Here is a 22,130-nt window from a genome sequence, read left to right as displayed (position 1 = left end):
GGGGATTTCTGAGAACGGCCGGAAGCGGATCAGGACTCGACGAAGCGCAGGCCGACGCCCTCGGCGTCCACCCGCATGATCTCCATCTGCAGGATCGGCGCTTCGAAGGGCAGGTCCTGCACCTGACCGGTGAGGATGGTACCCACCGGCAGGGCCACCAGGTCCGGGTGGCGGACGTACACGCCGCCGTCCGACAGGTCGCGGGTGTGGGCGAAAAGGTCCCCGAAGCTCTCGTGGCTGATCTTGATCCGGCACTTCATCGGCGTACGGGGATGCTGGCGCTGGTTGGAGGACATCGCGACACACCTTGGATTCGTCTGAGCGGTTTTTTAGCCTAAATCCGTCGACTCGCCCAGCAAAAGGCTCAAAAAAGGCGCCGAAGCGCCTTTTCTCAATACCAGCGGGCTTCGCCCTCGGGGCGCTTCTTGAAGCGCTTCATGCTCCACATGTACTGGGTCGGGTAGGTGCGCACGTAGCGCTCCACCACGGCGCTCATCGCCGCCACACCTTCTTCCACGTTGTCGCTGTACATCCCCTCCGGCGCAGCCTCGAGGATGACCTTGAAGCCAGAGCCATCCGGCAGGCGCAACGCATGCAGGAACACTCCGCGTGCCTTGCCGCCGGCGAGCATGCCGGGGACGAACTTGCTGGTCAGCGCCAGCGTGCCGAGGAAGGGCACGAACACGCCGGCGGACAGGCTCGGCTCCGGGTCGGCCGGAATGCCCACCGCGCCGCCCCGGCGCACTTCCTTGATGACGCTGAGGATGCCTTCCTTGGTGGACGGCGCGACACGGTTGCCGAGCTGCACGCGCTGCTTCTGCAGCAGCTCGTCCACGGCCTTCAGCTTCGGCGGGCGGTAGAAGATGATCGGTTTGCACTGGGCACAGTAGAAGTGGTTCAGCACCTCCCAGTTGCCCAGGTGGCTGGTGATGCCCACCACGCCCTTGCCGCTGGCCAGGGCCTCGTGCAGCACCTCCAGACCTTCCACCTCGCGCACCAGGCCGATGGATTTCTCCGCCGGCCAGATCCAGGCGCAGGCGCTTTCGGTGAGGGTGCGGCCGATGTCCATCAGGCTCTGGCCGACGCGCTGGTCGAGCTCGGCCGGGGACAGTTCCGGGAAGCACTTGGCGAGGTTGATCCGCGTGACCTCGCGGGAGCGGTTAGGCAGCTTCCACATCAGCCAGCCGATTGCCGCACCCACGGCTTGTACCGCCCGCCAGGGCAGCAGGGCGAAGAGGCGCAGGAAGCCGACCACGAGGGCGCCTTTGAGCTTGTCCACAGGCAACTCCAGGGCAAGGAAAAGCGCGCATTCTACCGTGACGCGCGTTCAGGTGCGGGACGGGCCGTCAGCCCGCCAGGTGCGGATGCCGGTCGCAGTCGAGGGTGTGGTCCATCACCATGCCGGTGGCCTGCATGAAGGCGTAGCAGATGGTCGGCCCGACGAAGGTGAAGCCCAGCTTGCGCAGTGCCTTGCTCATCGCCTCGGCCTCGGTCGTCACCGCCGGCACCTCACTGCGATCGGCGAAGCGGTTGATCCGGGGGGTGCCGCCGACGAAGGACCAGAGCAGGTCAGACGGACTCTCCAGTCGCAGCCAGGCCTGAGCGTTCTGCCGGGCCGCACGCAGCTTGGCGCGGTTGCGGATGATGCCCGGGTCCTGCATGCGCACCTCGATTTCCTCGTCGGTCATCTGCGCCAGGCGCTGTGGGTCGAAACCGAACAGCACCTCGCGGTAACGGGCACGCTTCTTCAGCACCGTGATCCACGACAGGCCGGCCTGGAAACCTTCCAGCAGGAGCATCTCGAACAGTGCTCCGGCATCCCGCTGGGGCACGCCCCATTCCTGGTCGTGGTAGGCGATGTAGAGGGGGTCTTCGTTGCACCAGAAGCAGCGTGGCATAAGGCTTTCCATGCGGTTGCGGCGGGTCGGATCGGGTATACTCGCGCCCTTTCAGTCGAATACCCAGCACAGGTGAAATTCGTGAGCCAGACTACGCCCGCCGTGCGCACCTTCCAAGACCTGATCCTCGCCCTGCAGCAGTACTGGGCCGAGCAGGGCTGCGTGGTGCTCCAGCCCTACGACATGGAAGTGGGCGCCGGTACCTTCCACACCGCCACCTTCCTCCGCGCCATCGGCCCGGAAACCTGGAACGCCGCCTACGTGCAGCCCTCGCGCCGTCCCACTGACGGCCGCTACGGCGAGAACCCCAACCGCCTGCAGCACTACTACCAGTTCCAGGTGGTCCTCAAGCCCAACCCGGAGAACTTCCAGGAGCTGTACCTGGGCTCCCTGAAGGCCATCGGCATCGACCCGCTGGTGCACGACATCCGCTTCGTCGAGGACAACTGGGAGTCCCCCACCCTCGGCGCCTGGGGCCTGGGCTGGGAAATCTGGCTGAACGGCATGGAAGTCACCCAGTTCACCTACTTCCAGCAGGTCGGCGGCATCGAGTGCTACCCGGTGACCGGCGAGATCACCTATGGCCTGGAGCGCCTGGCCATGTACCTGCAAGGCGTGGACTCGGTCTATGACCTGGTGTGGACCGACGGCCCCTTCGGCGTGGTTACCTATGGCGATGTGTTCCACCAGAACGAGGTGGAACAGTCGACCTTCAACTTCGAGCACGCCAACGTGCCGAAGCTGTTCGAACTCTTCGACTTCTACGAGAGCGAGGCCAACCGCCTGATCGAGCTGCAGCTGCCGCTGCCGACCTACGAGATGGTCCTCAAGGCCTCCCACACCTTCAACCTGCTGGATGCACGCCGCGCCATCTCCGTGACCGAGCGCCAGCGCTACATCCTGCGCGTGCGCACCCTGGCCCGCGCCGTGGCCCAGAGCTACCTGCAGGCGCGCGCGCGCCTGGGCTTCCCCATGGCGACCCCCGAACTGCGTGACGAAGTACTGGCCAAGCTGGAGGCGGCAGAATGAGTGCACAAGATTTCCTCGTCGAACTGGGCACCGAAGAGCTGCCGCCCAAGGCCCTCAAGTCCCTGGGTGACGCCTTCCTCGCCGGCATCCTCGGCGGCCTCAAGGCTGCCGGCCTGAGCCACGGCGCCGCCCGCGTCTACGCGGCCCCGCGCCGCCTGGCGGTACTGGTCGAGCAACTGGCCACCCAGCAGCCCGACCGCAGCGTCAACCTCGACGGCCCGCCGCTGCAGGCCGCCTTCGACGCCGCCGGCAACCCGACCCAGGCCGCCCTTGGTTTCGCCAAGAAGTGCGGCGTCGACCTGGCCCAGATCGACACCAGCGGACCGAAGCTGAAGTTCAGCCAGATCATTCCCGGCCAACCCGCCAAGGGTCTGCTGGCCGGCATCGTCGAGGCCTCCCTCGCCGCTCTGCCGATTCCCAAGCGCATGCGCTGGGCTGCTCGCCGTGAAGAGTTCGTGCGCCCGACCCAGTGGCTGGTGATGCTGTTCGGCGACGACGTGGTGGACTGCGAGATCCTCGCCCAGAAAGCGGGCCGTGAGTCCCGTGGCCACCGCTTCCACAACCCCGCGAACATCCGCATCAGCAAGCCCTCCAGCTACCTGGAAGACCTGCGCGCCGCCTATGTACTGGCCGACTTCGCCGAGCGCCGCGAGCTGATCGCCAAGCGCGTCGACCAGTTGGCTGCCGAGCAGAAGGGCAGCGCCGTGGTTCCGGCCGACCTGCTGGACGAGGTGACTGCACTGGTCGAGTGGCCGGTGCCGCTGGTGTGCTCGTTCGAGGAGCGCTTCCTCGAGGTGCCCCAGGAAGCCCTGATCACCACCATGCAGGACAATCAGAAGTACTTCTGCCTGCTGGATGCCAACGGCAAGCTGCTGCCGCGCTTCATTACCGTGGCCAACGTCGAGAGCAAGGACCCGGCACAGATCATCTCGGGCAACGAGAAGGTCGTGCGTCCGCGCCTGACCGACGCAGAATTCTTCTTCAAGCAGGACAAGAAGCAGAAGCTGGAAACCTTCAACGAGCGCCTGAAGAATGTGGTGTTCCAGGCCCAGCTTGGCACCGTATACGAGAAGGCAGAGCGCGTTTCCGCACTGGCCGCCCACATCGCCGAGCGCGTCGGCGCCGACCCGGTGAAAGCCGCCCGTGCCGGCATCCTCGCCAAGTGCGACCTGGCCACCGAGATGGTCGGCGAGTTCCCGGAAATGCAGGGCATCGCCGGCTACTACTACGCCTTGAACGACGGTGAAGCGGACGACGTCGCCCACGCCCTGAACGAGCAGTACATGCCGCGCGGTGCCGGCGCCGAGCTGCCGCAGACCCTGACCGGTGCTGCGCTGGCGGTGGCCGACAAGCTGGACACCCTGGTGGGTATCTTCGGCATCGGCATGCTGCCCACCGGCAGCAAGGACCCCTTCGCCCTGCGTCGCCAGGCCCTCGGCGTGCTGCGCATCCTGATCGAGAAAAAGCTGGACCTGGACCTGGACGACGCCGTCGGCTTCGCCATCGCCCAGTACGGCGACAAGGTGAAGGCGGACGGCCTGGCTACTCAGGTGCTGGACTTCATCTTCGACCGCCTGCGCGCCCGCTACGAAGACGAAGGCGTGGATGTGGCGGTGTACCTCTCCGTCCGCGCCCTCAAGCCGACCTCGGCCCTTGATTTCGACCAGCGCGTGCAAGCCGTGCAGGCCTTCCGCGCCCTGCCGGAAGCCGCTGCCCTGGCCGCCGCCAACAAGCGCGTGTCCAACCTGCTGGGCAAGGCCGAAGGCGAAGTGCCGGCTGCGGTCGACAGCGCCCTGCTGCAGGAAGACGCCGAGAAGGCCCTTGCCGCGGCCGTGGCAGAGGCCGAGCGCGCGGTAGCCCCCATGGCAGCCGCCCGTTGCTACAGCGAAGCCCTGGGCCGCCTGGCGAGCCTGCGCGAGCCGGTGGATGCGTTCTTCGAAGCGGTGATGGTCAACGTCGATGACGCGGCGGTCCGTGCGAACCGCTACGCCCTGCTGGCGAAGCTGCGCGGCCTGTTCCTCGGCGCCGCCGACATCTCCGTTCTCGGCTGAAGGCTGAGCCAACCGCAGGCGCCAAGCCTGCGGTTGGGCGCCAGGACACACCATGAAACTGCTCATCCTCGACCGCGACGGCGTCATCAATCACGACTCCGACGCCTACATCAAAAGCCTCGACGAATGGGTGCCTATCCCGGGCGCCATCGAGGCCATTGCGCGCCTCTCGCATGCGGGCTGGACCGTGGCCGTGGCCACCAACCAGTCGGGCATCGCGCGCGGCTACTACCCCGTTGAAACCCTTGACGCCATGCATGCGCGGTTGCGTGAACTGGTGGCAGGGCAGGGCGGTAACGTCGGCCTGATCATCCATTGCCCCCATGGGCCCGACGACGGCTGCGACTGCCGCAAACCCAAGCCGGGCATGCTGTTGCAGATTGCCGAATACTACGACGTGCCACTGAGCGGCATCTGGTTCGTCGGCGACAGCAGCGGTGACCTGGAAGCAGCCAGGGCCGTCGATTGTCAGCCTGTGCTGGTTAGAACCGGCAAGGGCGAGCGGACCCTGGCCAAAGGCGTGCCCGGGGACGTGCTCGTATTCGACGACCTGGCGGCCGTCGCCAACCATCTTCTCAGTTAGCCAAGGCAAGGAACCATGACGACAGTGCAGGCCATCAGAACCGTCCTCTTCTACCTGCTGCTGTCGTCCAGTGCCTTCGTGTGGGGCACGATCAGCTTCTTCGTCGCCCCCTTCCTGCCATTCCGCGCACGCTACCGTTTCGTGATCTGGCGCTGGTGCCGCTTCGCGGTCTGGCTGGCCAAGGTGGTGGCAGGTGTCGACTTCCGCGTTGGGGGTAGGGAAAACATCCCAAAGACGCCCTGCGTGATCCTCTCCAAGCACCAGAGCACCTGGGAGACTTTCTTCCTCTCCGGCTTCTTCGAACCCCTCAGCCAGGTGGTGAAGCGCGAGCTGCTCTACGTGCCGTTCTTCGGCTGGGCAATGGCCCTGCTGCGCCCAATCGCCATTGACCGCAGCAACCCCAAGGCGGCACTCAAGCAACTGGCCAGCCAGGGCGACGAGCGCCTGCGCCAAGGGGCCTGGGTGCTGGTGTTCCCGGAAGGGACGCGGGTTCCGGTTGGGCAGATGGGCAAGTTCTCCCGCGGCGGGACTGCACTGGCGGTGAACGCAGGCCTGCCTGTGTTGCCAGTGGCACACAATGCCGGGCTGTTCTGGCCCAAGGTGGGCTGGGCCAAGTACCCCGGCACCATCCAGGTGGAGATCGGTCCGGCCATGTACGCGGAAGGGGAGGGTCCTCGTGCCATCGCCGAGCTGAATGACCGCGCTTATGCCTGGGTCGAACAGGCCCAACAACGGATCGAAGGCACCGCAACCCAGCCTGTCGAAACAGCAGACTCAACACCAGCCTGATTCTATTGAAAAGCTGTGGATAAAAATTCCGGCTGCGTATTGTTTTCTGCCTGAGGCCCGCGTCAGCCGGGCCTCATAGCCTTTCCCTAGAAAACCGGCGATTGGTGCATAAGCTGATTGCCCGGACGGGATTCAGCGCTTCAGGTAGCGCGACTCCAACGCATTGAAGCAACGCACCAGGCGATCCCGATGCACACCGGGAAACGCCTTCTCGAACTGCACCATCAGCACACCGACCTTTACCCTGCCGCTGCGTAACTGATGCTCCAGATAGCCCATGAGCACGTCATCGCTGACGGACTTCTCCTCCGGCGTGTCGTGGATTTCCTGCATGACGCGCGCTCCTTTTCGATTCCCAATAAAAAGCCCCGGCACAGGGCCGGGGCTGGAAGCATAGCCAAGCACTCGGGTGGATTACACGTCGAGGTTGGAGACCGCCAGGGCGTTGCTCTCGATGAAGTCGCGGCGAGGCTCCACCGCGTCGCCCATCAGGGTGTTGAAGATCTGGTCCGCTGCGATAGCGTCCTCGATGGTCACCTTGAGCATGCGACGGACGTTCGGGTCCATGGTGGTTTCCCACAGCTGCTCCGGATTCATCTCGCCAAGGCCTTTGTATCGCTGGATGGTGTGGCGCTTGGTGCTTTCGGTCATCAGCCAGGCCAGGGCGTCCTTGAAGCTGCTGACGGGCTTGCGACGCTCGCCACGCTGCACATAGGCACCGTCTTCCAACAGGCTGTTGAGCTGCTCACCCAGGGTGGTGACCTGACGGTAGTCGTTGCTGGCGAAGAAATCGCGGTTGAAGGTCACGTAGTGGGACAGGCCATGGGCGATCTGCTGGACCTCCGGCAGCCACAGGTGGCGCTCACGGTCTTCACGCAGGCTGATGGAGTAGGTCAGGCCGGATTTCTCGGCTCCCTTCAGACGCTCTTCGAACTGCTTCAGCCAGCCCTGCATAGCGCCCTGGTCGGACAGCTGCTCCACACTCACTCGGGGCAGGTAGACCATGTGCTCGGTGAGCTCCTGCGGGTACAGGCGGGACAGGCGCTTGAGGGTCCGCATGACGGCGCGGTATTCGTTGACCAGGCGCTCCAGCGCTTCGCCCGACAGCCCCGGAGCATTCTCGTTGACGTGCAGGCTCGCATCTTCCAGGGCCGATTGGGTCATGTATTCGTCCATGGCCTCGTCGTCCTTGATGTACTGCTCCTGCTTGCCACGCTTGACCTTGTACAGCGGCGGCTGGGCGATGTAGACGTAACCACGCTCGATCAGCTCCGGCATCTGACGGAAGAAGAACGTCAGCAGCAGGGTGCGGATGTGCGAACCGTCTACATCGGCGTCGGTCATGATGATGATGTTGTGGTAGCGCAGCTTCTCGATGTTGTACTCCTCACGCCCAATTCCGCAGCCCAGTGCGGTGATCAGGGTGCCGACTTCCTGGGAGGACAGCATCTTGTCGAAACGGGCCTTTTCCACGTTGAGGATCTTGCCCTTCAACGGAAGGATGGCCTGGGTCCTGCGGTTGCGGCCCTGCTTGGCCGAGCCACCCGCGGAGTCACCCTCCACGATGTAGAGTTCGGAAAGGGCGGGGTCCTTCTCCTGGCAGTCGGCAAGCTTGCCGGGCAGGCCCGCAATGTCCAGAGCGCCCTTGCGACGGGTCATTTCGCGGGCCTTGCGTGCCGCCTCACGAGCACGGGCGGCGTCGATCATCTTGCCGACGACGGCCTTGGCTTCGTTGGGGTTTTCCAGCAGGAAGTCGGCGAAGTACTTGCCCATTTCCTGCTCGACGGCAGTCTTCACCTCGCTGGAGACCAGCTTGTCCTTGGTCTGCGAGCTGAACTTGGGGTCCGGCACCTTGACCGAGATGATGGCGGTCAGACCTTCGCGGGCATCGTCACCAGTGGTGGCGATCTTGTATTTCTTGGCCAGGCCTTCCTGCTCGATATAGTTGTTCAGGTGACGGGTGAGGGCAGAGCGGAAGCCTGCCAGGTGGGTACCGCCGTCACGCTGGGGGATGTTGTTGGTGAAGCAGAGGATGTTCTCGTTGAAACTGTCGTTCCACTGCAGCGCCACCTCGACACCCACACCGTCTTCCTCACGCTGGATGTTGAAGTGGAAGACCTCGTTGACGATGGTCTTGTTGGTGTTCAGGTACTCGACGAAGGCTTTCAGGCCGCCCTCGTACTTGAACATTTCTTCCTTCCCACTGCGCTCGTCACGCAGGAGGATGCCGACGCCGGAGTTGAGGAAAGACAGTTCGCGCAGGCGCTTGGCCAGGATGTCCCAACTGAAATGGATGTTGGTGAAAGTCTCGGCAGAGGCTTTGAAGTGCACCTCGGTACCGGTACCGTCGGTCTCGCCAACGGCACGCAAGGCGAACTGGGGAACGCCGTGGCGATAGATCTGCTCCCAGACCTGGCCTGCACGGCGAATGGTCAGGCGCAGCTCCTCGGACAGGGCGTTGACCACGGAAACCCCCACGCCGTGGAGGCCGCCAGACACCTTGTAGGTGTTGTCGTCGAACTTACCGCCGGCGTGCAGCACGGTCATGATGACCTCGGCAGCGGAGACGCCTTCTTCTTTGTGGATATCCACCGGAATTCCGCGGCCGTTGTCACGGACGGTGATCGACTCGTCGGTGTGGATGGTGATGCTGATCTCGGAGCAGTAACCCGCCAAGGCTTCGTCGATGGAGTTGTCCACCACCTCGAATACCATGTGGTGCAGACCGGTCCCATCGTCGGTATCGCCGATGTACATACCCGGGCGCTTGCGTACGGCGTCCAGTCCCTTCAGCACCTTGATGCTGGAAGAGTCGTACGTTTTGTTCTCGCTCATGCTTCACTCCGATGATCAAAGGTCTGGGTGATACCACCATGTTCCACGTGGAACATGGCTACCGGCGTATCCGTTCGCCAGCCGTCCCTCATTAGTTCGTGATCGACACAGGTGATGAATACCTGGCAATCCAATTCGTCCAGCAAACGGCAAAGGGCGCGCCGGTGCTGTTCATCCAGTTCGGACGGTAAATCGTCCACCAGATAGATGCATTGGCCGTGCTTGGCCTGGTTGAGCAGGTGCCCCTGGGCGATGCGTAACGCGCACACCACCAGCTTTTGCTGGCCTCGGGAAAGAACTTCGGCGGCGTTGTGCCCACCCAGTCGCAACCTCAGATCGGCACGCTGGGGGCCGGCTTGGGTATGACCCATTTGCTGGTCACGAAGGAGGGACGTCGCGAGCACCTCGGCAAGCTCCTTGTCCTTGTCCCATCCGCGGTAATAGCTGAGGGTGAGCCCTCCGATCTGTACCAATTCCTGCAAGGTGCGCTCGAAAACCGGCTTCAATGCCTGGATGTAGGCGCGTCGAAAGCCATCGATTTCCGTACTCGCAAGGGTCAGCTCACGGTCCCAGACGGCCTGCGAAACGGCGTCAAGTGTACCATGCCGGAGCCACGAGTTCCGCTGCCGCAGGGCCTTCTGCAGACGCTGCCAGGCGGGGAGAAAACGAGGTTCCACGTGGAACACTCCCCAATCGAGGAACTGACGACGAATTTTTGGGGAGCCCTCCAGCAAGCGGAAGCTATCCGGATTGATGACCTGCAGCGGAAGAGTCCCAGCCAGTTGGGCAGCACTCTTGGCGTTTTGCCCATCGATACGGATCTGGAACTCCCCGTTTCGCTCACGGGAAATACCCAGACTGCTGCTACGGCCCTCCAGAAGCTCAACCTGACCGAAGACCGTACAGGCTGGCTGGTCATGTTGGATTACTGGCTGCAGCTTGTTACTGCGAAAGGAGCGGGCAAGCCCGAGCAGGTAGATAGCCTCAAGCAGACTGGTCTTACCGCTGCCGTTGTCGCCATGGATGATATTGATGCGGGGGGAGGGGGAGAGCGTCACCGGGTGCAGGTTTCTCACCGCGGTGACGGTGACACGGCTGAGGGACATCGAGCGTGTTACAGGCGCATCGGCATGACGACATAGGAAGAGTCGTCGTTATCCGCTTCCTGGAGCAGGGCACTGCTGTTGGAATCGGAAAGGATGAGGCGTACCTGATCGGTGGTCATCACACCCAGTACATCGAGCAGGTAACTGACGTTGAAACCGATCTCCAGGTTGCTGCCTCCGTACTCGACGGCCACTTCCTCTTCCGCCTCTTCCTGTTCCGGGTTGTTGGCCTGGATTTTCAGCAGCCCGGCCGCCAGTTGCAGGCGAATGCCGCGATACTTCTCGTTGGACAGGATTGCAGTGCGACTGAAGGCCTCACGCAGGGCCTGGCGATCACCGACGACCAGCTTGTCGCCACCACGGGGCAGCACACGCTCGTAGTCCGGAAACTTGCCGTCGACCAGCTTGGAGGTAAAGGTGAACTCGCCGGTTGTGGCACGGATGTGGTGCTGACCGAGAACGATGCGGACTTCGCCGTCCTGCTCGGTGAGCAGGCGAGCCAGTTCGAGAATGCCCTTGCGCGGCACGATCACCTGGTGGCGATCCACACCTTCGATGCCGGCCTGCATGGCGCACATGGCCAGGCGGTGGCCATCGGTGGCGACGGCACGCAGTACCCCGGCGTTCACTTCCAGGAGCATGCCGTTGAGGTAGTAGCGTACGTCCTGCTGGGCCATGGCGAAGCTTGTGCGTTCGATCAGCCGCCGCAGCTTGCTCTGCACCAGGCTGAAGTTCAGCGAGCCCGGACCTTCTTCCACAGTGGGGAAGTCATTGGCGGGCAGGGTGGAGAGGGTGAACTTGCTGCGGCCAGCCTTGATCAACAGCTTCTGCTCGTCGACGCGGATGTCGATCAGCGCATCGCTGGGCAGGCTCTTGCAGATGTCCATCAGCTTGCGCGCCGGAACGGTGATCTCACCCGGTTCGGCGGCGTCTTCAAGAACCACACGCCCAACCAGTTCGACCTCAAGATCGGTACCGGTTAGCGATAGCTGCTGGCCTTCAACCACCAGCAACACATTGGAGAGGACCGGCAAGGTCTGGCGGCGCTCGACGACGCCGGCGACCAGTTGCAGGGGTTTCAACAGGGCTTCGCGTTGAATGATGAAATGCATGGTCTAGTCCCTTGCCTCAATGGGCTGCGCTTGAACGGTCACGTAGTCAGTGTACGCAGCAGGTTCTTGTAGTCCTCGCGGATATCCGCGTCGGATTCCCTGAGTTCCGCAATCTTACGACAGGCATGCAGAACAGTCGTGTGGTCTCGTCCACCAAAGGCGTCACCGATTTCCGGCAAGCTGTGGTTGGTCAGTTCCTTGGACAGCGCCATGGCCACCTGGCGCGGCCGCGCGACGGAGCGCGAACGGCGTTTGGAGAGCATGTCCGACATCTTGATCTTGTAGTACTCGACGACGATGCGCTGGATGTTGTCGATGCTGACCAGCTTGTCCTGCAGGGCCAGCAGGTCCTTCAGGGACTCGCGGATCAGCTCGATGGTGATCTCGCGCCCCATGAAGTGTGCATGAGCGATGACACGCTTGAGTGCACCTTCCAGCTCACGGACGTTGGAGCGGATGCGCTGAGCGATGAAGAACGCGGCATCGTGAGGCAGGTCCACCTTCGCCTGCTCGGCCTTCTTCATCAGGATCGCCACACGGGTTTCCAGCTCCGGCGGCTCCACAGCTACCGTCAGGCCCCAGCCAAAGCGAGATTTCAGGCGCTCCTCGAGCCCTTCGATCTCCTTCGGATAGCGGTCACTGGTGAGAATCACCTGCTGTCCGCCTTCCAGAAGGGCGTTGAAGGTGTGGAAGAACTCCTCCTGGGAGCGCTCCTTGCGGGCAAAGAACTGGATGTCGTCGATGAGCAGTGCGTCCACCGAACGATAGAAACGCTTGAACTCGTTGATCGCATTCAACTGCAGCGCCTTGACCATGTCGGCGACGAAACGCTCGGAGTGCAGATAGACGATCTTGGCGTTGGGGTTCTTCTTGAGCAGGTGGTTTCCCACCGCATGCATCAAGTGGGTCTTGCCCAGGCCCACGCCCCCATAAAGGAAGAGGGGGTTATAGCCATGCTTCGGGTTATCCGCCACCTGCCAGGCCGCTGCACGGGCCAGTTGGTTGGACTTGCCCTCGACGAAGTTCTCGAAGGTGAAGGTCCGGTTCAAGTAGCTGGTGTGCTTGAGCGCTCCCTCGACCTGCACCGAACGCTCAGTCCGAACGGCAGGCGGTGCGGAGACGGAAGCGAGCGGATCGAGGCTTGCGCGGCTTTCCTCTACGGTCTCGACACGCTGCGCCGCCACCGGTGCCGAAGGCGCGGGGGTGATGACGGGCGGGGCGGAAACCGGGACAGGTGCAACACGAGGGGGCGGCCGATTGCGCTTGCTGCCAATCAGCAGCGAGAGGGCAGGCGCCAGCCCGTTACCGCGCTCGCTGAGCAACTCCAGCAGACGGCCCATGTACTTCTCGTTGACCCAGTCCAATACAAAGCGATTGGGGGCGTAGACCCGGAGTTCGTCACCCTCGGCCTCGACCTGCAACGGACGGATCCAGGTGTTGAATTGCTGGGCGGGCAGTTCGTCGCGCAGAAGATCCACGCACTGCTGCCAAAGTTCCACTGACACGGATGTCCCCCAGGTAGGAAAGGTGTGCGGTGAAAAAGCTGGCGCCTAGTGTAACGGCCAACGCCCAAGTTATCCACATGCAATTCGTCGATTCGCCAAGGAAAATCAATGCCTTATTGCAGCACTTGAGCGCTGTCGGGATAGCTCGTCAAAGCTGTGGATAACGACACCTGAGCCCGGTATACAAGACACTGGATAACCCAGTGGACACTCAGCCTGTGGACAAAAGCCCTTGTTATGCTCGGCTTGCCAACAGCCCGGGCACAGTTGCCACACGGCTTGCTGACAAGCTTTTCCCGGAGCAGGTTGTGTGCAACCCGGGGCGTGGAGTGAGTTTTCCACAGGCGATGTACCTCGTAACATCTATAAGTTCATTCATCCTTCTTTAATCCCTTCTTTTTTTATCTACTCCTGCACCGCTCTCATCGTTGGTTGGAAATTGACCTGCTCACCTCATTTCTCTAGAATCGCCGGTCTCTTAAACGGGGGCCGCCTCGGCCCGTTGTGATCAACCAGGTAACGAATCATGAAACGCACTTTCCAGCCCAGCACCCTCAAGCGCGCTCGTACCCACGGTTTCCGTGCTCGTATGGCCACCAAGAACGGCCGCCAAGTCCTGTCGCGTCGCCGCGCCAAGGGCCGCAAGCGCCTGACCGTCTGACTCATCCGGAACAGGTGGTGAGTCGAGGCTTCGGCCGGGAAAAGCGACTACTGGTCCCCCGGCAATTCAAGGCGGTCTTCGACTCCCCTTCCGGAAAGGTCCCCGGCAGGAACGTCCTGCTGCTCGCACGTGACAACGCCCTTGATCATCCCCGTCTGGGCATGGTGATCGGCAAGAAGAGCGTCAAACTGTCCGTCGAGCGCAACCGCATCAAACGCCAGATACGTGAATCCTTCCGACACAACCTCGAGTTGCTGGCCGGTTGGGACATCGTGATCGTGGCGAAGCGAGGCCTGGGCGATCTGGAGAACGAAGAGCTAAAGCAGCAATTCGGCAAACTCTGGAAGCGCCTTGCCCGCAGCCGGCCGCGCCCTGAGCCTCCTATCGAACCAGGGATGGCCGACACTCCTCATGCGTAAACTGGCCCTCGTCCCGATCCAGTTCTATCGCTATGCCATCAGCCCGCTGATGGCCAGTCACTGCCGCTTCTATCCCAGCTGTTCCTGTTACGCACAGGAGGCCATCGAACGTCATGGCGTCCTGCGTGGGGGTTGGCTGACCCTGCGTCGATTGGGTCGCTGTCACCCCTGGAACCCCGGCGGCTATGACCCGGTTCCCCCTGCCAACACATCCCAATCCTCTTCGATGGCCGAGTAATCATGGATATCCAACGCTCGATCCTGATAGTCGCCCTGGCGATCGTGTCCTACCTCATGGTTCTCCAGTGGAACCAGGACTACGGCCAGGCCGCCCTGCCGACCACCAGCACTGCTGCCTCAAGCGCACCGTCCTCGCTGCCGGAAACCGGCTCGCCGGCACAACGCAGCAGCGACGACGTACCCACCGCAGAAGGGCCTGGCCAGACCAGCGCCCCCATGACGGCACAGAGCGCGCCGAGCAACGAGCTGATCCGAGTCGACACCGACGTACTGAGCATCGCCATCGACCCGAACGGTGGTGACATCGTCCAACTGACGTTGCCGAAGTACCCCCGTCGCCAGGATCACCCGGATGTTCCGTTCCAGCTGTTCGACAACGGCAATGAGCGTACTTACCTGGCCCAGAGCGGTCTGATCGGTGCCAATGGCCCGGATGGTCGTGCCAGCGGTCGCCCGATGTACGCCTCTGCCCAGCACCAGTACAAGCTGGCCGACGGCCAGGATCAGTTGGTGGTCGACCTGACCTACAGCGACGCCGGTGTGAACTACACCAAGCGCTTCACCTTGACCCGCGGCCAGTACGACCTGAAGGTGACCTACCGCATCGACAACCAGAGCGGCCAGCCCTGGACCGGCAACCTCTATGCCCAGCTCAAGCGTGACGGCAGCGGTGATCCGTCCTCCAGCACCGCCACCGGCGTCTCCACCTACCTGGGTGCGGCCGTCTGGACCCCGAGCGAGCCCTACAAGAAGATCTCCATCAAGGACATCGACAAGCAGAAGTTCAAGGAAACCGTCGATGGCGGCTGGGTCGCCTGGCTGCAGCACTACTTCGTGACGGCCTGGATTCCGGAAAAAGGCCAGACCAGCACCATCGAGACCCGCAAGGACACCAAGGGCAACTACATCGTCGGTTTCGTCGGTTCCAGCCTCAACGTCGCCGCAGGCGGTCAGGGTGAAAGCTCAGCGGTACTCTACGCCGGTCCGAAGATCCAGAAACACCTGAAGGAACTGTCTCCAGGCCTGGAGCTGACCGTCGACTACGGCTTCCTGTGGTTCATCGCCCAGCCGATCTTCTGGCTGCTGCAACATATCCACAGCCTGCTGGGCAACTGGGGCTGGTCCATCATCGCCCTGACCGTGCTGATCAAGCTCGCGTTCTTCCCCCTCTCTGCCGCCAGCTACAGGTCCATGGCCCGTATGCGTGCCGTTTCGCCCAAGCTGCAGGCGTTGAAGGAGCAGTTCGGTGACGATCGCCAGAAGATGTCTCAGGCGATGATGGAGCTGTACAAGAAAGAGAAGATCAACCCGCTGGGTGGCTGCTTGCCGATCCTGGTGCAGATGCCGGTGTTCCTGGCTCTGTACTGGGTACTGCTGGAAAGCGTCGAGATGCGCCAGGCCCCCTGGATGTTCTGGATCACCGACCTGTCGATCAAGGATCCGTTCTTCATCCTGCCGATCATCATGGGCGCCACCATGTTCATTCAGCAGCACCTGAACCCGACACCGCCGGACCCCATGCAGGCCAAGGTCCTCAAGCTGATGCCGGTGATCTTCACCTTCTTCTTCCTGTGGTTCCCGGCCGGTCTGGTGATCTACTGGGTGGTCAACAACTGCCTGTCCATTGCACAGCAGTGGTACATTACCCGGCAGATCGAGGCGTCCACCAAGGCCACTGCCTGACGCCAGAACCGCCTGAAAAAGACGCCCCCATCGTGGGGCGTCTTGCTATCCGCTCGTTGAAGGAGAGCCCCATGAACGCGCCCCGTGAAACCATCGCCGCCGTCGCCACCGCCCAAGGTCGAGGTGGTGTGGGGATCGTGCGCGTCTCGGGCCCCTTGGCGGAGCAGATCGGCGAGACCGTCACCGGTCGCTCGCTCAAGCCCCGCTTCGCGCACTACGGCACCTTCCGGGACGGCGAGAACGGCGCCCTGGATGAAGGGCTTGCCCTGTACTTCCCCGGGCCGAACTCCTTCACCGGGGAAGACGTCCTGGAGCTGCAGGGCCACGGCGGCCCCGTGGTGCTGGACCTGCTGCTCAAGCGCTGCCTCTCCCTGGGTGCACGCCTGGCGCGCCCAGGTGAGTTCAGCGAACGCGCCTTCCTCAACGACAAGCTCGACCTGGCGCAGGCCGAGGCGATCGCCGACCTGATAGAGGCCAGCTCAGAACAGGCCGCGCGAAATGCCCTGCGCTCCCTGCAGGGTGCTTTCTCCACTCGGGTTCACGGACTGACCGAGCGACTCATCCAGTTGCGCATCTATGTCGAGGCCGCCATCGACTTTCCGGAAGAGGAGATCGACTTCCTCGCCGATGGTCACGTGCTCGGCTTGCTGGACGGTGTTCGCGCCGACTTATCCACAGTGCTCAAGGAAGCGGGGCAGGGCGCCTTGCTGCGGGACGGAATGACCGTGGTCATCGCCGGCCGGCCCAACGCTGGCAAATCCAGCTTGCTGAATGCACTGGCAGGACGGGAGGCGGCCATCGTCACCGACATCGCCGGCACCACTCGGGATGTTTTGCGTGAACATATCCACATCGACGGCATGCCCCTGCATGTGGTGGACACTGCCGGCTTGCGCAGCACCGATGACCATGTGGAAAAGATCGGCGTGGAACGTGCCCTGAAGGCCATCAACGAGGCTGACCGCGTCTTGCTGGTGGTGGACGCCAGTGCACCGGAAGCGGCCGACCCCTTCGCCCTCTGGCCGGAGTTCCTCGACACCTCGCCCGACCCCACTCGGGTGACCCTGATCCGCAACAAGGCGGACCTGAGCGGTGAGACCGTGGGGCTGGAAATCTCCGCCGACGGCCACACCACCCTAAGCCTCAGTGCCCGCTCCGGCGCCGGGCTCGAGCTGCTGCGTGATCACCTCAAGGCCTGCATGGGCTACGAGCAGACCGCCGAGAGCAGCTTCAGCGCCCGCCGCCGGCACCTGGAATCCCTGCGCCAGGCCGGAGCCCATCTGGACCATGGCCGCGATCAGCTCACTCACATGGGCGCTGGCGAGCTGCTGGCGGAAGACCTGCGCCTTGCACAGCACGCCCTGGGTGAGATCACCGGAGCATTCAGCTCCGACGATCTACTGGGGCGAATCTTCTCCAGCTTCTGCATCGGCAAGTAGCCGCCTCCCTCCGCGACCGCTTCCTCTCTCCTCACGCTGCCAACCCTCGGCAGCGTGGACAGGCCTCGTGCGCGCCGAATAAACCCTGTTGATAACCTGCCCTGAACCCCGTCCATAACCCTGGGTAAAAGACGGAGGATAACTGCCCTGTGAATAAGCATATCTTTCATCCACAGGCCAGACACGGGCATCCCCCAGGAAACCGCCAGGAACTCGACAGGCTTATCCTTGGCTACATGATGCATATTCAGTGGCCTGAAGCTACTTATCCACATAAAGAAGCTTCACCATACATAAACACAAGAACAAGCTCTTTAAGAAATTCTCTTCTCTTTTTCTTTTTCTACCTGGCAAAGTTTTCCACAAGCCGTATTGGTCAGAGAGGGAGAATGTGGAAAACTTCCCATAGCGCCGATTGGCTATTTTTTGTGCAGAAGACTTCATTCAAGAAGGCTAAGTCCCTATACTTGCCGCCTTTCCCTATTTCCCCCTTCCCAAACAGGCACGAGGTGCGTGGTGGATTTCCCTTCCCGTTTTGACGTGATCGTGATCGGCGGCGGTCATGCCGGTACCGAGGCCGCGCTGGCATCCGCCCGCATGGGCGTTAAGACCTTGCTGCTGACCCATAACGTCGAGACTCTGGGTCAGATGAGCTGCAACCCGGCCATCGGCGGTATCGGCAAGAGCCACCTCGTCAAGGAAATCGATGCACTGGGTGGCGCTATGGCCACCGCAACGGACCTGGGCGGTATCCAGTTCCGCGTGCTCAACAGTCGGAAGGGCCCTGCAGTACGCGCTACACGTGCCCAGGCTGACCGCGTTCTCTACAAGGCAGCCATTCGCGAGATTCTTGAAAACCAGCCGAACCTGTGGATATTCCAGCAGGCCTGCGACGATCTGATTGTGGAAAACGATCAGGTTAAGGGCGTCGTGACCCAGATGGGCCTTCGCTTCCATGCGGAATCCGTGGTCTTGACCACAGGGACCTTCCTCGGCGGACTTATCCACATCGGCCTGCAGAACTACTCGGGTGGCCGCGCCGGCGACCCGCCGTCCATCGCCCTGGCTCATCGCCTGCGTGAGCTGCCGCTGCGTGTCGGCCGCTTGAAGACCGGCACACCGCCGCGCATCGATGGTCGCTCCGTTGACTTCACGGTAATGACGGAGCAACCCGGCGATACGCCGATCCCTGTGATGTCCTTCCTGGGCAACAAGGAGCAGCATCCGCGGCAGGTCAGTTGCTGGATCACTCACACCAATGCCCGCACCCACGAGATCATCGCCAGCAACCTCGACCGTTCGCCGATGTACTCCGGCGTCATCGAAGGCGTCGGCCCGCGCTACTGCCCGTCGATCGAGGACAAGATCCACCGCTTCGCCGACAAGGACAGCCACCAGGTATTCCTCGAGCCGGAAGGCCTGACCACCCACGAGCTGTATCCCAACGGCATATCCACCTCGCTGCCCTTCGATGTGCAGCTGGACATCGTTCGTTCCATTCGCGGGATGGAGAACGCTCACATCGTGCGGCCGGGCTACGCCATCGAATACGACTACTTCGACCCCCGTGACCTCAAGTACAGCCTGGAGACCAAGGTCATCGACGGGCTGTTCTTCGCCGGGCAGATCAATGGCACCACCGGTTACGAAGAGGCCGCTGCCCAAGGCCTGCTGGCCGGCGCCAACGCTGCGCTGAGGGCCCAGAGCCGCGAAGCCTGGTGTCCGCGTCGTGACGAGGCCTACATCGGTGTACTGGTGGATGACCTGATCACCCTGGGCACCCAGGAGCCTTACCGCATGTTCACCTCGCGGGCCGAGTACCGGCTGATCCTCCGTGAGGACAACGCCGACCTGCGTCTCACCGAAAAGGGGCGTGAACTGGGTCTGGTCGATGACCGCCGCTGGGCGGCCTTCGAGGCCAAGCGTGAGGGCATCGCCCTGGAAGAGCAGCGTCTGAAGAGTACCTGGGTACGTCCTGGTACGGCCCAGGGCGATGCCATTGCTGAGCGCTTCGGCACGCCACTCACCCACGAGTACAACCTGCTCAACCTGCTGAGCCGCCCGGAGATCGACTACGCCGGCCTGGTGGAGGTGACAGGCAACGGCGCTGAAGACCCGCAAGTGGCCGAACAGGTCGAGATCAAGACCAAGTACGCCGGCTACATCGACCGCCAGCAGGACGAGATCGCTCGGCTGCGTGCCAGCGAGAACACCCGCCTGCCCGATGACCTGGACTACGCCGCCATCTCCGGCCTGTCCAAGGAGATCCAGCACAAGCTGGGCAACGCCCGTCCGGAGACACTGGGGCAGGCCTCGCGCATCCCTGGCGTCACGCCGGCGGCCATCTCGCTGTTGCTTATCCACTTGAAGAAGCGTGGCGCCGGCCAGTCGCTGGAGAGAAGTGCCTGATGTCCCTCGTCACTTCCTCGCACGCCGAAGAACTCACCCGAGGCGCCAACGCATTGTGCGTTACGCTCGATGCTAGGCAGCAGGAGCTGCTGCTGGGCTACCTCGCCCTGCTGATCAAGTGGAACAAGGCCTACAACCTCACCGCGGTACGTAACGCGGACGAGATGGTGTCCCGCCACCTGCTGGACAGCCTCAGCGTGGTTCCCTTCGTCGCCGAGCGCGGCGATGACTGGCTCGACGTCGGCAGCGGCGGCGGCATGCCCGGCATACCCCTGGCGATTCTGTTCCCTGAGCGTCGCTTCACCCTGCTGGACTCCAACGGCAAGAAGACCCGCTTCCTCACTCAGGTGAAGCTGGAGCTCGGTCTGGACAATCTCAGTGTGGTGAACGCACGCGTCGAAGCCTTCCGTCCGGAGCAGCCCTTCACAGGCATCGTCTCCCGTGCCTTCAGTGCTCTGGAAGACTTCGCCAACTGGACCCGCCACCTTGGCGACCGCGACACCCACTGGCTGGCCATGAAGGGACTGCGCCCGGATGACGAACTGGCGCGGATGCCCGATGACTTCAAGGTCGAAGCGGAGCACACCCTCGCGGTTCCCGGTTGCCAAGGCCAACGCCATCTGCTGATACTGCGCCGCACGGAATGAAGGGGGGTAAGGCAGCCATGGCCAAGGTATTCGCGATCGCCAACCAGAAGGGCGGAGTGGGCAAGACCACCACCTGCATCAACCTGGCCGCGTCGCTGGTCGCGACCAAGCGTCGTGTTCTGCTGATCGACCTCGATCCCCAGGGCAACGCCACCATGGGCAGCGGAATCGACAAGCACGCCCTGGAGCATTCCATCTATGACGTCTTGATCGGCGAGTGCGACCTGGCCGACGCCATGCAGTTCTCCGAGCACGGTGGCTACCAGTTGCTGCCGGCCAACCGCGACCTGACTGCGGCGGAAGTGGCCCTGCTGGAAATGAAGATGAAGGAAAGCCGCCTGCGCTATGCCCTGGCACCGGTGCGGGAGAACTACGACTACATCCTCATCGACTGCCCGCCGTCCCTGTCGATGCTCACCATCAACGCCCTAGTGGCGGCCGATGGCGTGATCATCCCCATGCAGTGCGAGTACTACGCACTGGAAGGGCTGTCCGACCTGATCAATAGCATCCAGCGCATCGGCCAGTTGCTGAACCCCGAACTCAAGATCGAAGGCCTGCTGCGCACCATGTACGATCCGCGCATCAGTCTCACCAACGACGTCAGCGCCCAGCTCAAGGAGCATTTCGGCGACAAGCTCTACGACGTCGTCATTCCCCGCAACGTACGCCTCGCCGAGGCACCCAGCTTTGGTATGCCGGCTCTGGTGTACGACAAGCAATCCCGTGGCGCCATCGCCTACCTCGCACTGGCTGGTGAAGTGGTTCGCCGACAGCGCGCCGGCGCCAGAACAGCTACCGCATAAGGAAACCGCATGGCAGCGAAAAAACGAGGCCTGGGTCGTGGCCTGGACGCCCTGCTGGGCGGCAACAACGCCACCGTCCTGCAGGAGGAGGCCACCAAGGCCGATACTCGCGAGCTGCAGAACCTGCCCCTGGACCTGATCCAGCGAGGCAAGTACCAACCCCGCCGAGACATGGACCCCACCGCCCTCGAAGAGCTGGCACAGTCGATCAAGGCCCAGGGCGTCATGCAACCGATCGTGGTACGCCCCATCGGTGGTGGTCGCTTCGAGATCATTGCCGGTGAGCGGCGCTGGCGTGCCAGCCAGCAGGCTGGCCTGGATCGAATCCCCGCTCTGGTGCGCGAGGTGCCGGACGAGGCCGCCATCGCCATGGCACTGATCGAGAACATCCAGCGTGAAGACCTCAGCCCGATCGAAGAGGCCGTGGCGCTTCAGCGCCTGCAGCAGGAGTTCCAGCTCACCCAGCAACAGGTGGCCGAAGCGGTGGGCAAGTCCCGCGTCACCATCACCAACCTGCTGCGCCTGATCGGCCTGCCGGAAGAGGTGAAGACCCTCCTGGCTCACGGCGACCTGGAAATGGGCCATGCCCGTGCACTTCTCGGCCTGCCCCTGGAACGTCAGGTGGAAGGCGCGCGACATGTTGTCGCACGCGGACTGACCGTGCGCCAAACCGAGGCACTGGTGAGGCAGTGGCTGAACACCCGTGAGAAGCCTGTCGAAGCGGTCAAGTCCGACCCGGACATCAGTCGGCTCGAACAGCGCCTGGCTGAGCGCCTGGGCGCACCGGTGCAGATCAAGCACGGCCAGAAGGGCAAGGGACAGTTGGTGATCCGCTACAACTCCCTCGACGAATTGCAGGGTGTCCTGGCCCACATCCGCTGAAACATCTGGGCATGTAGCGGAAAGTCGGATTTCACT

At 62.8% G+C, this 22,130-nt stretch carries 21 protein-coding genes; 13 read left to right on the top strand and 8 right to left on the bottom strand.

The features are described 5' to 3' along the window. Positions 1 to 29 precede the first annotated feature (29 nt). From A9G05_RS15595 to A9G05_RS15585, 3 genes are all read right to left on the bottom strand, one after another. On the bottom strand, positions 30 to 296 hold the full coding sequence (locus tag A9G05_RS15595) for a PilZ domain-containing protein (RefSeq protein WP_069561840.1): 267 nt from the start codon (positions 294 to 296) through the stop codon (positions 30 to 32). A 95-nt stretch (positions 297 to 391) separates the two neighbouring features. Next, entirely contained in the window at positions 392 to 1,279 is an 888-nt protein-coding gene (locus A9G05_RS15590; protein ID WP_044410078.1) for a lysophospholipid acyltransferase, read from the bottom strand. Positions 1,280 to 1,346: 67 nt separating this feature from the next. Then, positions 1,347 to 1,898 carry a DNA-3-methyladenine glycosylase I gene (locus tag A9G05_RS15585; protein ID WP_069561839.1) on the bottom strand — a complete coding sequence of 184 codons (552 nt, stop codon included), beginning with the start codon at positions 1,896 to 1,898 and terminating at the stop codon, positions 1,347 to 1,349. An 81-nt stretch (positions 1,899 to 1,979) separates the two neighbouring features. Between A9G05_RS15585 and glyQ the strand changes: the two genes are divergently transcribed. The 4 genes from glyQ to A9G05_RS15565 are packed head-to-tail and all read left to right on the top strand — an operon-like array spanning position 1,980 to position 6,350. Beyond that, positions 1,980 to 2,927, top strand: a complete 948-nt coding sequence (gene glyQ / locus A9G05_RS15580) for a glycine--tRNA ligase subunit alpha (protein WP_069561838.1) — start codon at positions 1,980 to 1,982, stop codon at positions 2,925 to 2,927. Then, positions 2,924 to 4,978 (top strand): glycine--tRNA ligase subunit beta, encoded by a 2,055-nt coding sequence (gene glyS, locus A9G05_RS15575; protein WP_069561837.1) that lies wholly within the window; start codon positions 2,924 to 2,926, stop codon positions 4,976 to 4,978. Before glyQ ends, glyS begins: the two co-directional genes overlap by 4 nt. Positions 4,979 to 5,030: 52 nt before the next feature. Continuing rightward, positions 5,031 to 5,561 (top strand): D-glycero-beta-D-manno-heptose 1,7-bisphosphate 7-phosphatase, encoded by a 531-nt coding sequence (gene gmhB, locus A9G05_RS15570; protein WP_069561836.1) that lies wholly within the window; start codon positions 5,031 to 5,033, stop codon positions 5,559 to 5,561. 15 nt (positions 5,562 to 5,576) lie between these two features. Beyond that, positions 5,577 to 6,350, top strand: coding sequence for a 1-acyl-sn-glycerol-3-phosphate acyltransferase (locus A9G05_RS15565; protein ID WP_069561835.1), 774 nt, complete (start codon positions 5,577 to 5,579; stop codon positions 6,348 to 6,350). A gap of 132 nt (positions 6,351 to 6,482) precedes the next feature. Here the strand turns inward: A9G05_RS15565 and A9G05_RS15560 are convergent, their stop codons facing one another. From A9G05_RS15560 to dnaA, 5 genes are all read right to left on the bottom strand, one after another. Next, a complete protein-coding gene (locus A9G05_RS15560) occupies positions 6,483 to 6,683 on the bottom strand; it encodes a hypothetical protein (protein WP_069561834.1) in 201 nt (66 codons plus the stop codon). 81 nt (positions 6,684 to 6,764) lie between these two features. Beyond that, the gene (gene gyrB, locus A9G05_RS15555) at positions 6,765 to 9,185 is read right to left on the bottom strand and encodes a DNA topoisomerase (ATP-hydrolyzing) subunit B (protein WP_069561833.1); all 2,421 of its coding nucleotides are present in this window, start codon (positions 9,183 to 9,185) and stop codon (positions 6,765 to 6,767) included. Then, complete coding sequence (gene recF / locus A9G05_RS15550) at positions 9,182 to 10,291, bottom strand: DNA replication/repair protein RecF (RefSeq protein ID WP_069561832.1); 1,110 nt, start codon at positions 10,289 to 10,291, stop codon at positions 9,182 to 9,184. Before recF ends, gyrB begins: the two co-directional genes overlap by 4 nt. A gap of 8 nt (positions 10,292 to 10,299) precedes the next feature. Further along, the gene (dnaN, locus tag A9G05_RS15545; protein ID WP_069561831.1) at positions 10,300 to 11,403 is read right to left on the bottom strand and encodes a DNA polymerase III subunit beta; all 1,104 of its coding nucleotides are present in this window, start codon (positions 11,401 to 11,403) and stop codon (positions 10,300 to 10,302) included. Positions 11,404 to 11,441: 38 nt separating this feature from the next. Beyond that, positions 11,442 to 12,908, bottom strand: coding sequence for a chromosomal replication initiator protein DnaA (gene dnaA, locus A9G05_RS15540; RefSeq protein ID WP_069561830.1), 1,467 nt, complete (start codon positions 12,906 to 12,908; stop codon positions 11,442 to 11,444). A 526-nt stretch (positions 12,909 to 13,434) separates the two neighbouring features. Here dnaA and rpmH point away from each other — a divergent pair. The 9 genes from rpmH (at position 13,435) to A9G05_RS15500 (ending at position 22,094) form a co-directional block, all read left to right on the top strand. Then, positions 13,435 to 13,569 (top strand): 50S ribosomal protein L34, encoded by a 135-nt coding sequence (gene rpmH, locus A9G05_RS15535; RefSeq protein WP_003458028.1) that lies wholly within the window; start codon positions 13,435 to 13,437, stop codon positions 13,567 to 13,569. A gap of 14 nt (positions 13,570 to 13,583) precedes the next feature. Next, positions 13,584 to 13,988: a ribonuclease P protein component gene (gene rnpA, locus A9G05_RS15530; RefSeq protein WP_069561829.1), complete on the top strand. Its 405-nt coding sequence runs from the start codon at positions 13,584 to 13,586 to the stop codon at positions 13,986 to 13,988. After that, positions 13,981 to 14,226, top strand: a complete 246-nt coding sequence (gene yidD / locus A9G05_RS26670) for a membrane protein insertion efficiency factor YidD (protein ID WP_074969834.1) — start codon at positions 13,981 to 13,983, stop codon at positions 14,224 to 14,226. The genes rnpA and yidD overlap by 8 nt, the downstream gene beginning before the upstream one ends. A gap of 2 nt (positions 14,227 to 14,228) precedes the next feature. After that, a complete protein-coding gene (gene yidC, locus A9G05_RS15525; protein ID WP_069561828.1) occupies positions 14,229 to 15,911 on the top strand; it encodes a membrane protein insertase YidC in 1,683 nt (560 codons plus the stop codon). Between the two features lie 71 nt (positions 15,912 to 15,982). Further along, positions 15,983 to 17,350, top strand: a complete 1,368-nt coding sequence (gene mnmE, locus A9G05_RS15520) for a tRNA uridine-5-carboxymethylaminomethyl(34) synthesis GTPase MnmE (RefSeq protein ID WP_069561827.1) — start codon at positions 15,983 to 15,985, stop codon at positions 17,348 to 17,350. A gap of 516 nt (positions 17,351 to 17,866) precedes the next feature. Further along, positions 17,867 to 19,759: a tRNA uridine-5-carboxymethylaminomethyl(34) synthesis enzyme MnmG gene (gene mnmG, locus A9G05_RS15515; protein ID WP_069561826.1), complete on the top strand. Its 1,893-nt coding sequence runs from the start codon at positions 17,867 to 17,869 to the stop codon at positions 19,757 to 19,759. Continuing rightward, entirely contained in the window at positions 19,759 to 20,406 is a 648-nt protein-coding gene (gene rsmG / locus A9G05_RS15510) for a 16S rRNA (guanine(527)-N(7))-methyltransferase RsmG (RefSeq protein WP_069561825.1), read from the top strand. The genes mnmG and rsmG overlap by 1 nt, the downstream gene beginning before the upstream one ends. A 17-nt stretch (positions 20,407 to 20,423) precedes the next feature. Next, positions 20,424 to 21,212, top strand: a complete 789-nt coding sequence (locus tag A9G05_RS15505) for a ParA family protein (protein ID WP_069561824.1) — start codon at positions 20,424 to 20,426, stop codon at positions 21,210 to 21,212. Positions 21,213 to 21,221: 9 nt separating this feature from the next. Then, on the top strand, positions 21,222 to 22,094 hold the full coding sequence (locus tag A9G05_RS15500) for a ParB/RepB/Spo0J family partition protein (protein WP_069561823.1): 873 nt from the start codon (positions 21,222 to 21,224) through the stop codon (positions 22,092 to 22,094). Positions 22,095 to 22,130 lie beyond the last annotated feature (36 nt).

This window comes from Pseudomonas sp. ENNP23, from assembly GCF_001728945.1.
Taxonomy (GTDB): Bacteria; Pseudomonadota; Gammaproteobacteria; order Pseudomonadales; family Pseudomonadaceae; genus Metapseudomonas; species Metapseudomonas otitidis.
The sequence above is the reverse complement of the archived record's forward strand: the minus strand, read 5'-3'. Positions and strand labels throughout refer to the sequence as shown.

What these genes read in the sequence shown, in the direction of transcription:
- rsmG (WP_069561825.1), top strand. Translation starts at nt 19,759, where the DNA reads ATGTCCCTCGTCACTTCCTCGCACGCCGAAGAACTCACCCGAGGCGCC.
- yidC (WP_069561828.1), top strand. Translation starts at nt 14,229, where the DNA reads ATGGATATCCAACGCTCGATCCTGATAGTCGCCCTGGCGATCGTGTCC.
- A9G05_RS15565 (WP_069561835.1), top strand. Translation starts at nt 5,577, where the DNA reads ATGACGACAGTGCAGGCCATCAGAACCGTCCTCTTCTACCTGCTGCTG.
- gyrB (WP_069561833.1), bottom strand. Translation starts at nt 9,185, where the DNA reads ATGAGCGAGAACAAAACGTACGACTCTTCCAGCATCAAGGTGCTGAAG.
- A9G05_RS15500 (WP_069561823.1), top strand. Translation starts at nt 21,222, where the DNA reads ATGGCAGCGAAAAAACGAGGCCTGGGTCGTGGCCTGGACGCCCTGCTG.
- dnaN (WP_069561831.1), bottom strand. Translation starts at nt 11,403, where the DNA reads ATGCATTTCATCATTCAACGCGAAGCCCTGTTGAAACCCCTGCAACTG.
- glyS (WP_069561837.1), top strand. Translation starts at nt 2,924, where the DNA reads ATGAGTGCACAAGATTTCCTCGTCGAACTGGGCACCGAAGAGCTGCCG.
- mnmE (WP_069561827.1), top strand. Translation starts at nt 15,983, where the DNA reads ATGAACGCGCCCCGTGAAACCATCGCCGCCGTCGCCACCGCCCAAGGT.
- recF (WP_069561832.1), bottom strand. Translation starts at nt 10,291, where the DNA reads ATGTCCCTCAGCCGTGTCACCGTCACCGCGGTGAGAAACCTGCACCCG.
- yidD (WP_074969834.1), top strand. Translation starts at nt 13,981, where the DNA reads ATGCGTAAACTGGCCCTCGTCCCGATCCAGTTCTATCGCTATGCCATC.
- A9G05_RS15560 (WP_069561834.1), bottom strand. Translation starts at nt 6,683, where the DNA reads ATGCAGGAAATCCACGACACGCCGGAGGAGAAGTCCGTCAGCGATGAC.
- gmhB (WP_069561836.1), top strand. Translation starts at nt 5,031, where the DNA reads ATGAAACTGCTCATCCTCGACCGCGACGGCGTCATCAATCACGACTCC.
- A9G05_RS15585 (WP_069561839.1), bottom strand. Translation starts at nt 1,898, where the DNA reads ATGCCACGCTGCTTCTGGTGCAACGAAGACCCCCTCTACATCGCCTAC.
- A9G05_RS15505 (WP_069561824.1), top strand. Translation starts at nt 20,424, where the DNA reads ATGGCCAAGGTATTCGCGATCGCCAACCAGAAGGGCGGAGTGGGCAAG.
- rpmH (WP_003458028.1), top strand. Translation starts at nt 13,435, where the DNA reads ATGAAACGCACTTTCCAGCCCAGCACCCTCAAGCGCGCTCGTACCCAC.
- A9G05_RS15595 (WP_069561840.1), bottom strand. Translation starts at nt 296, where the DNA reads ATGTCCTCCAACCAGCGCCAGCATCCCCGTACGCCGATGAAGTGCCGG.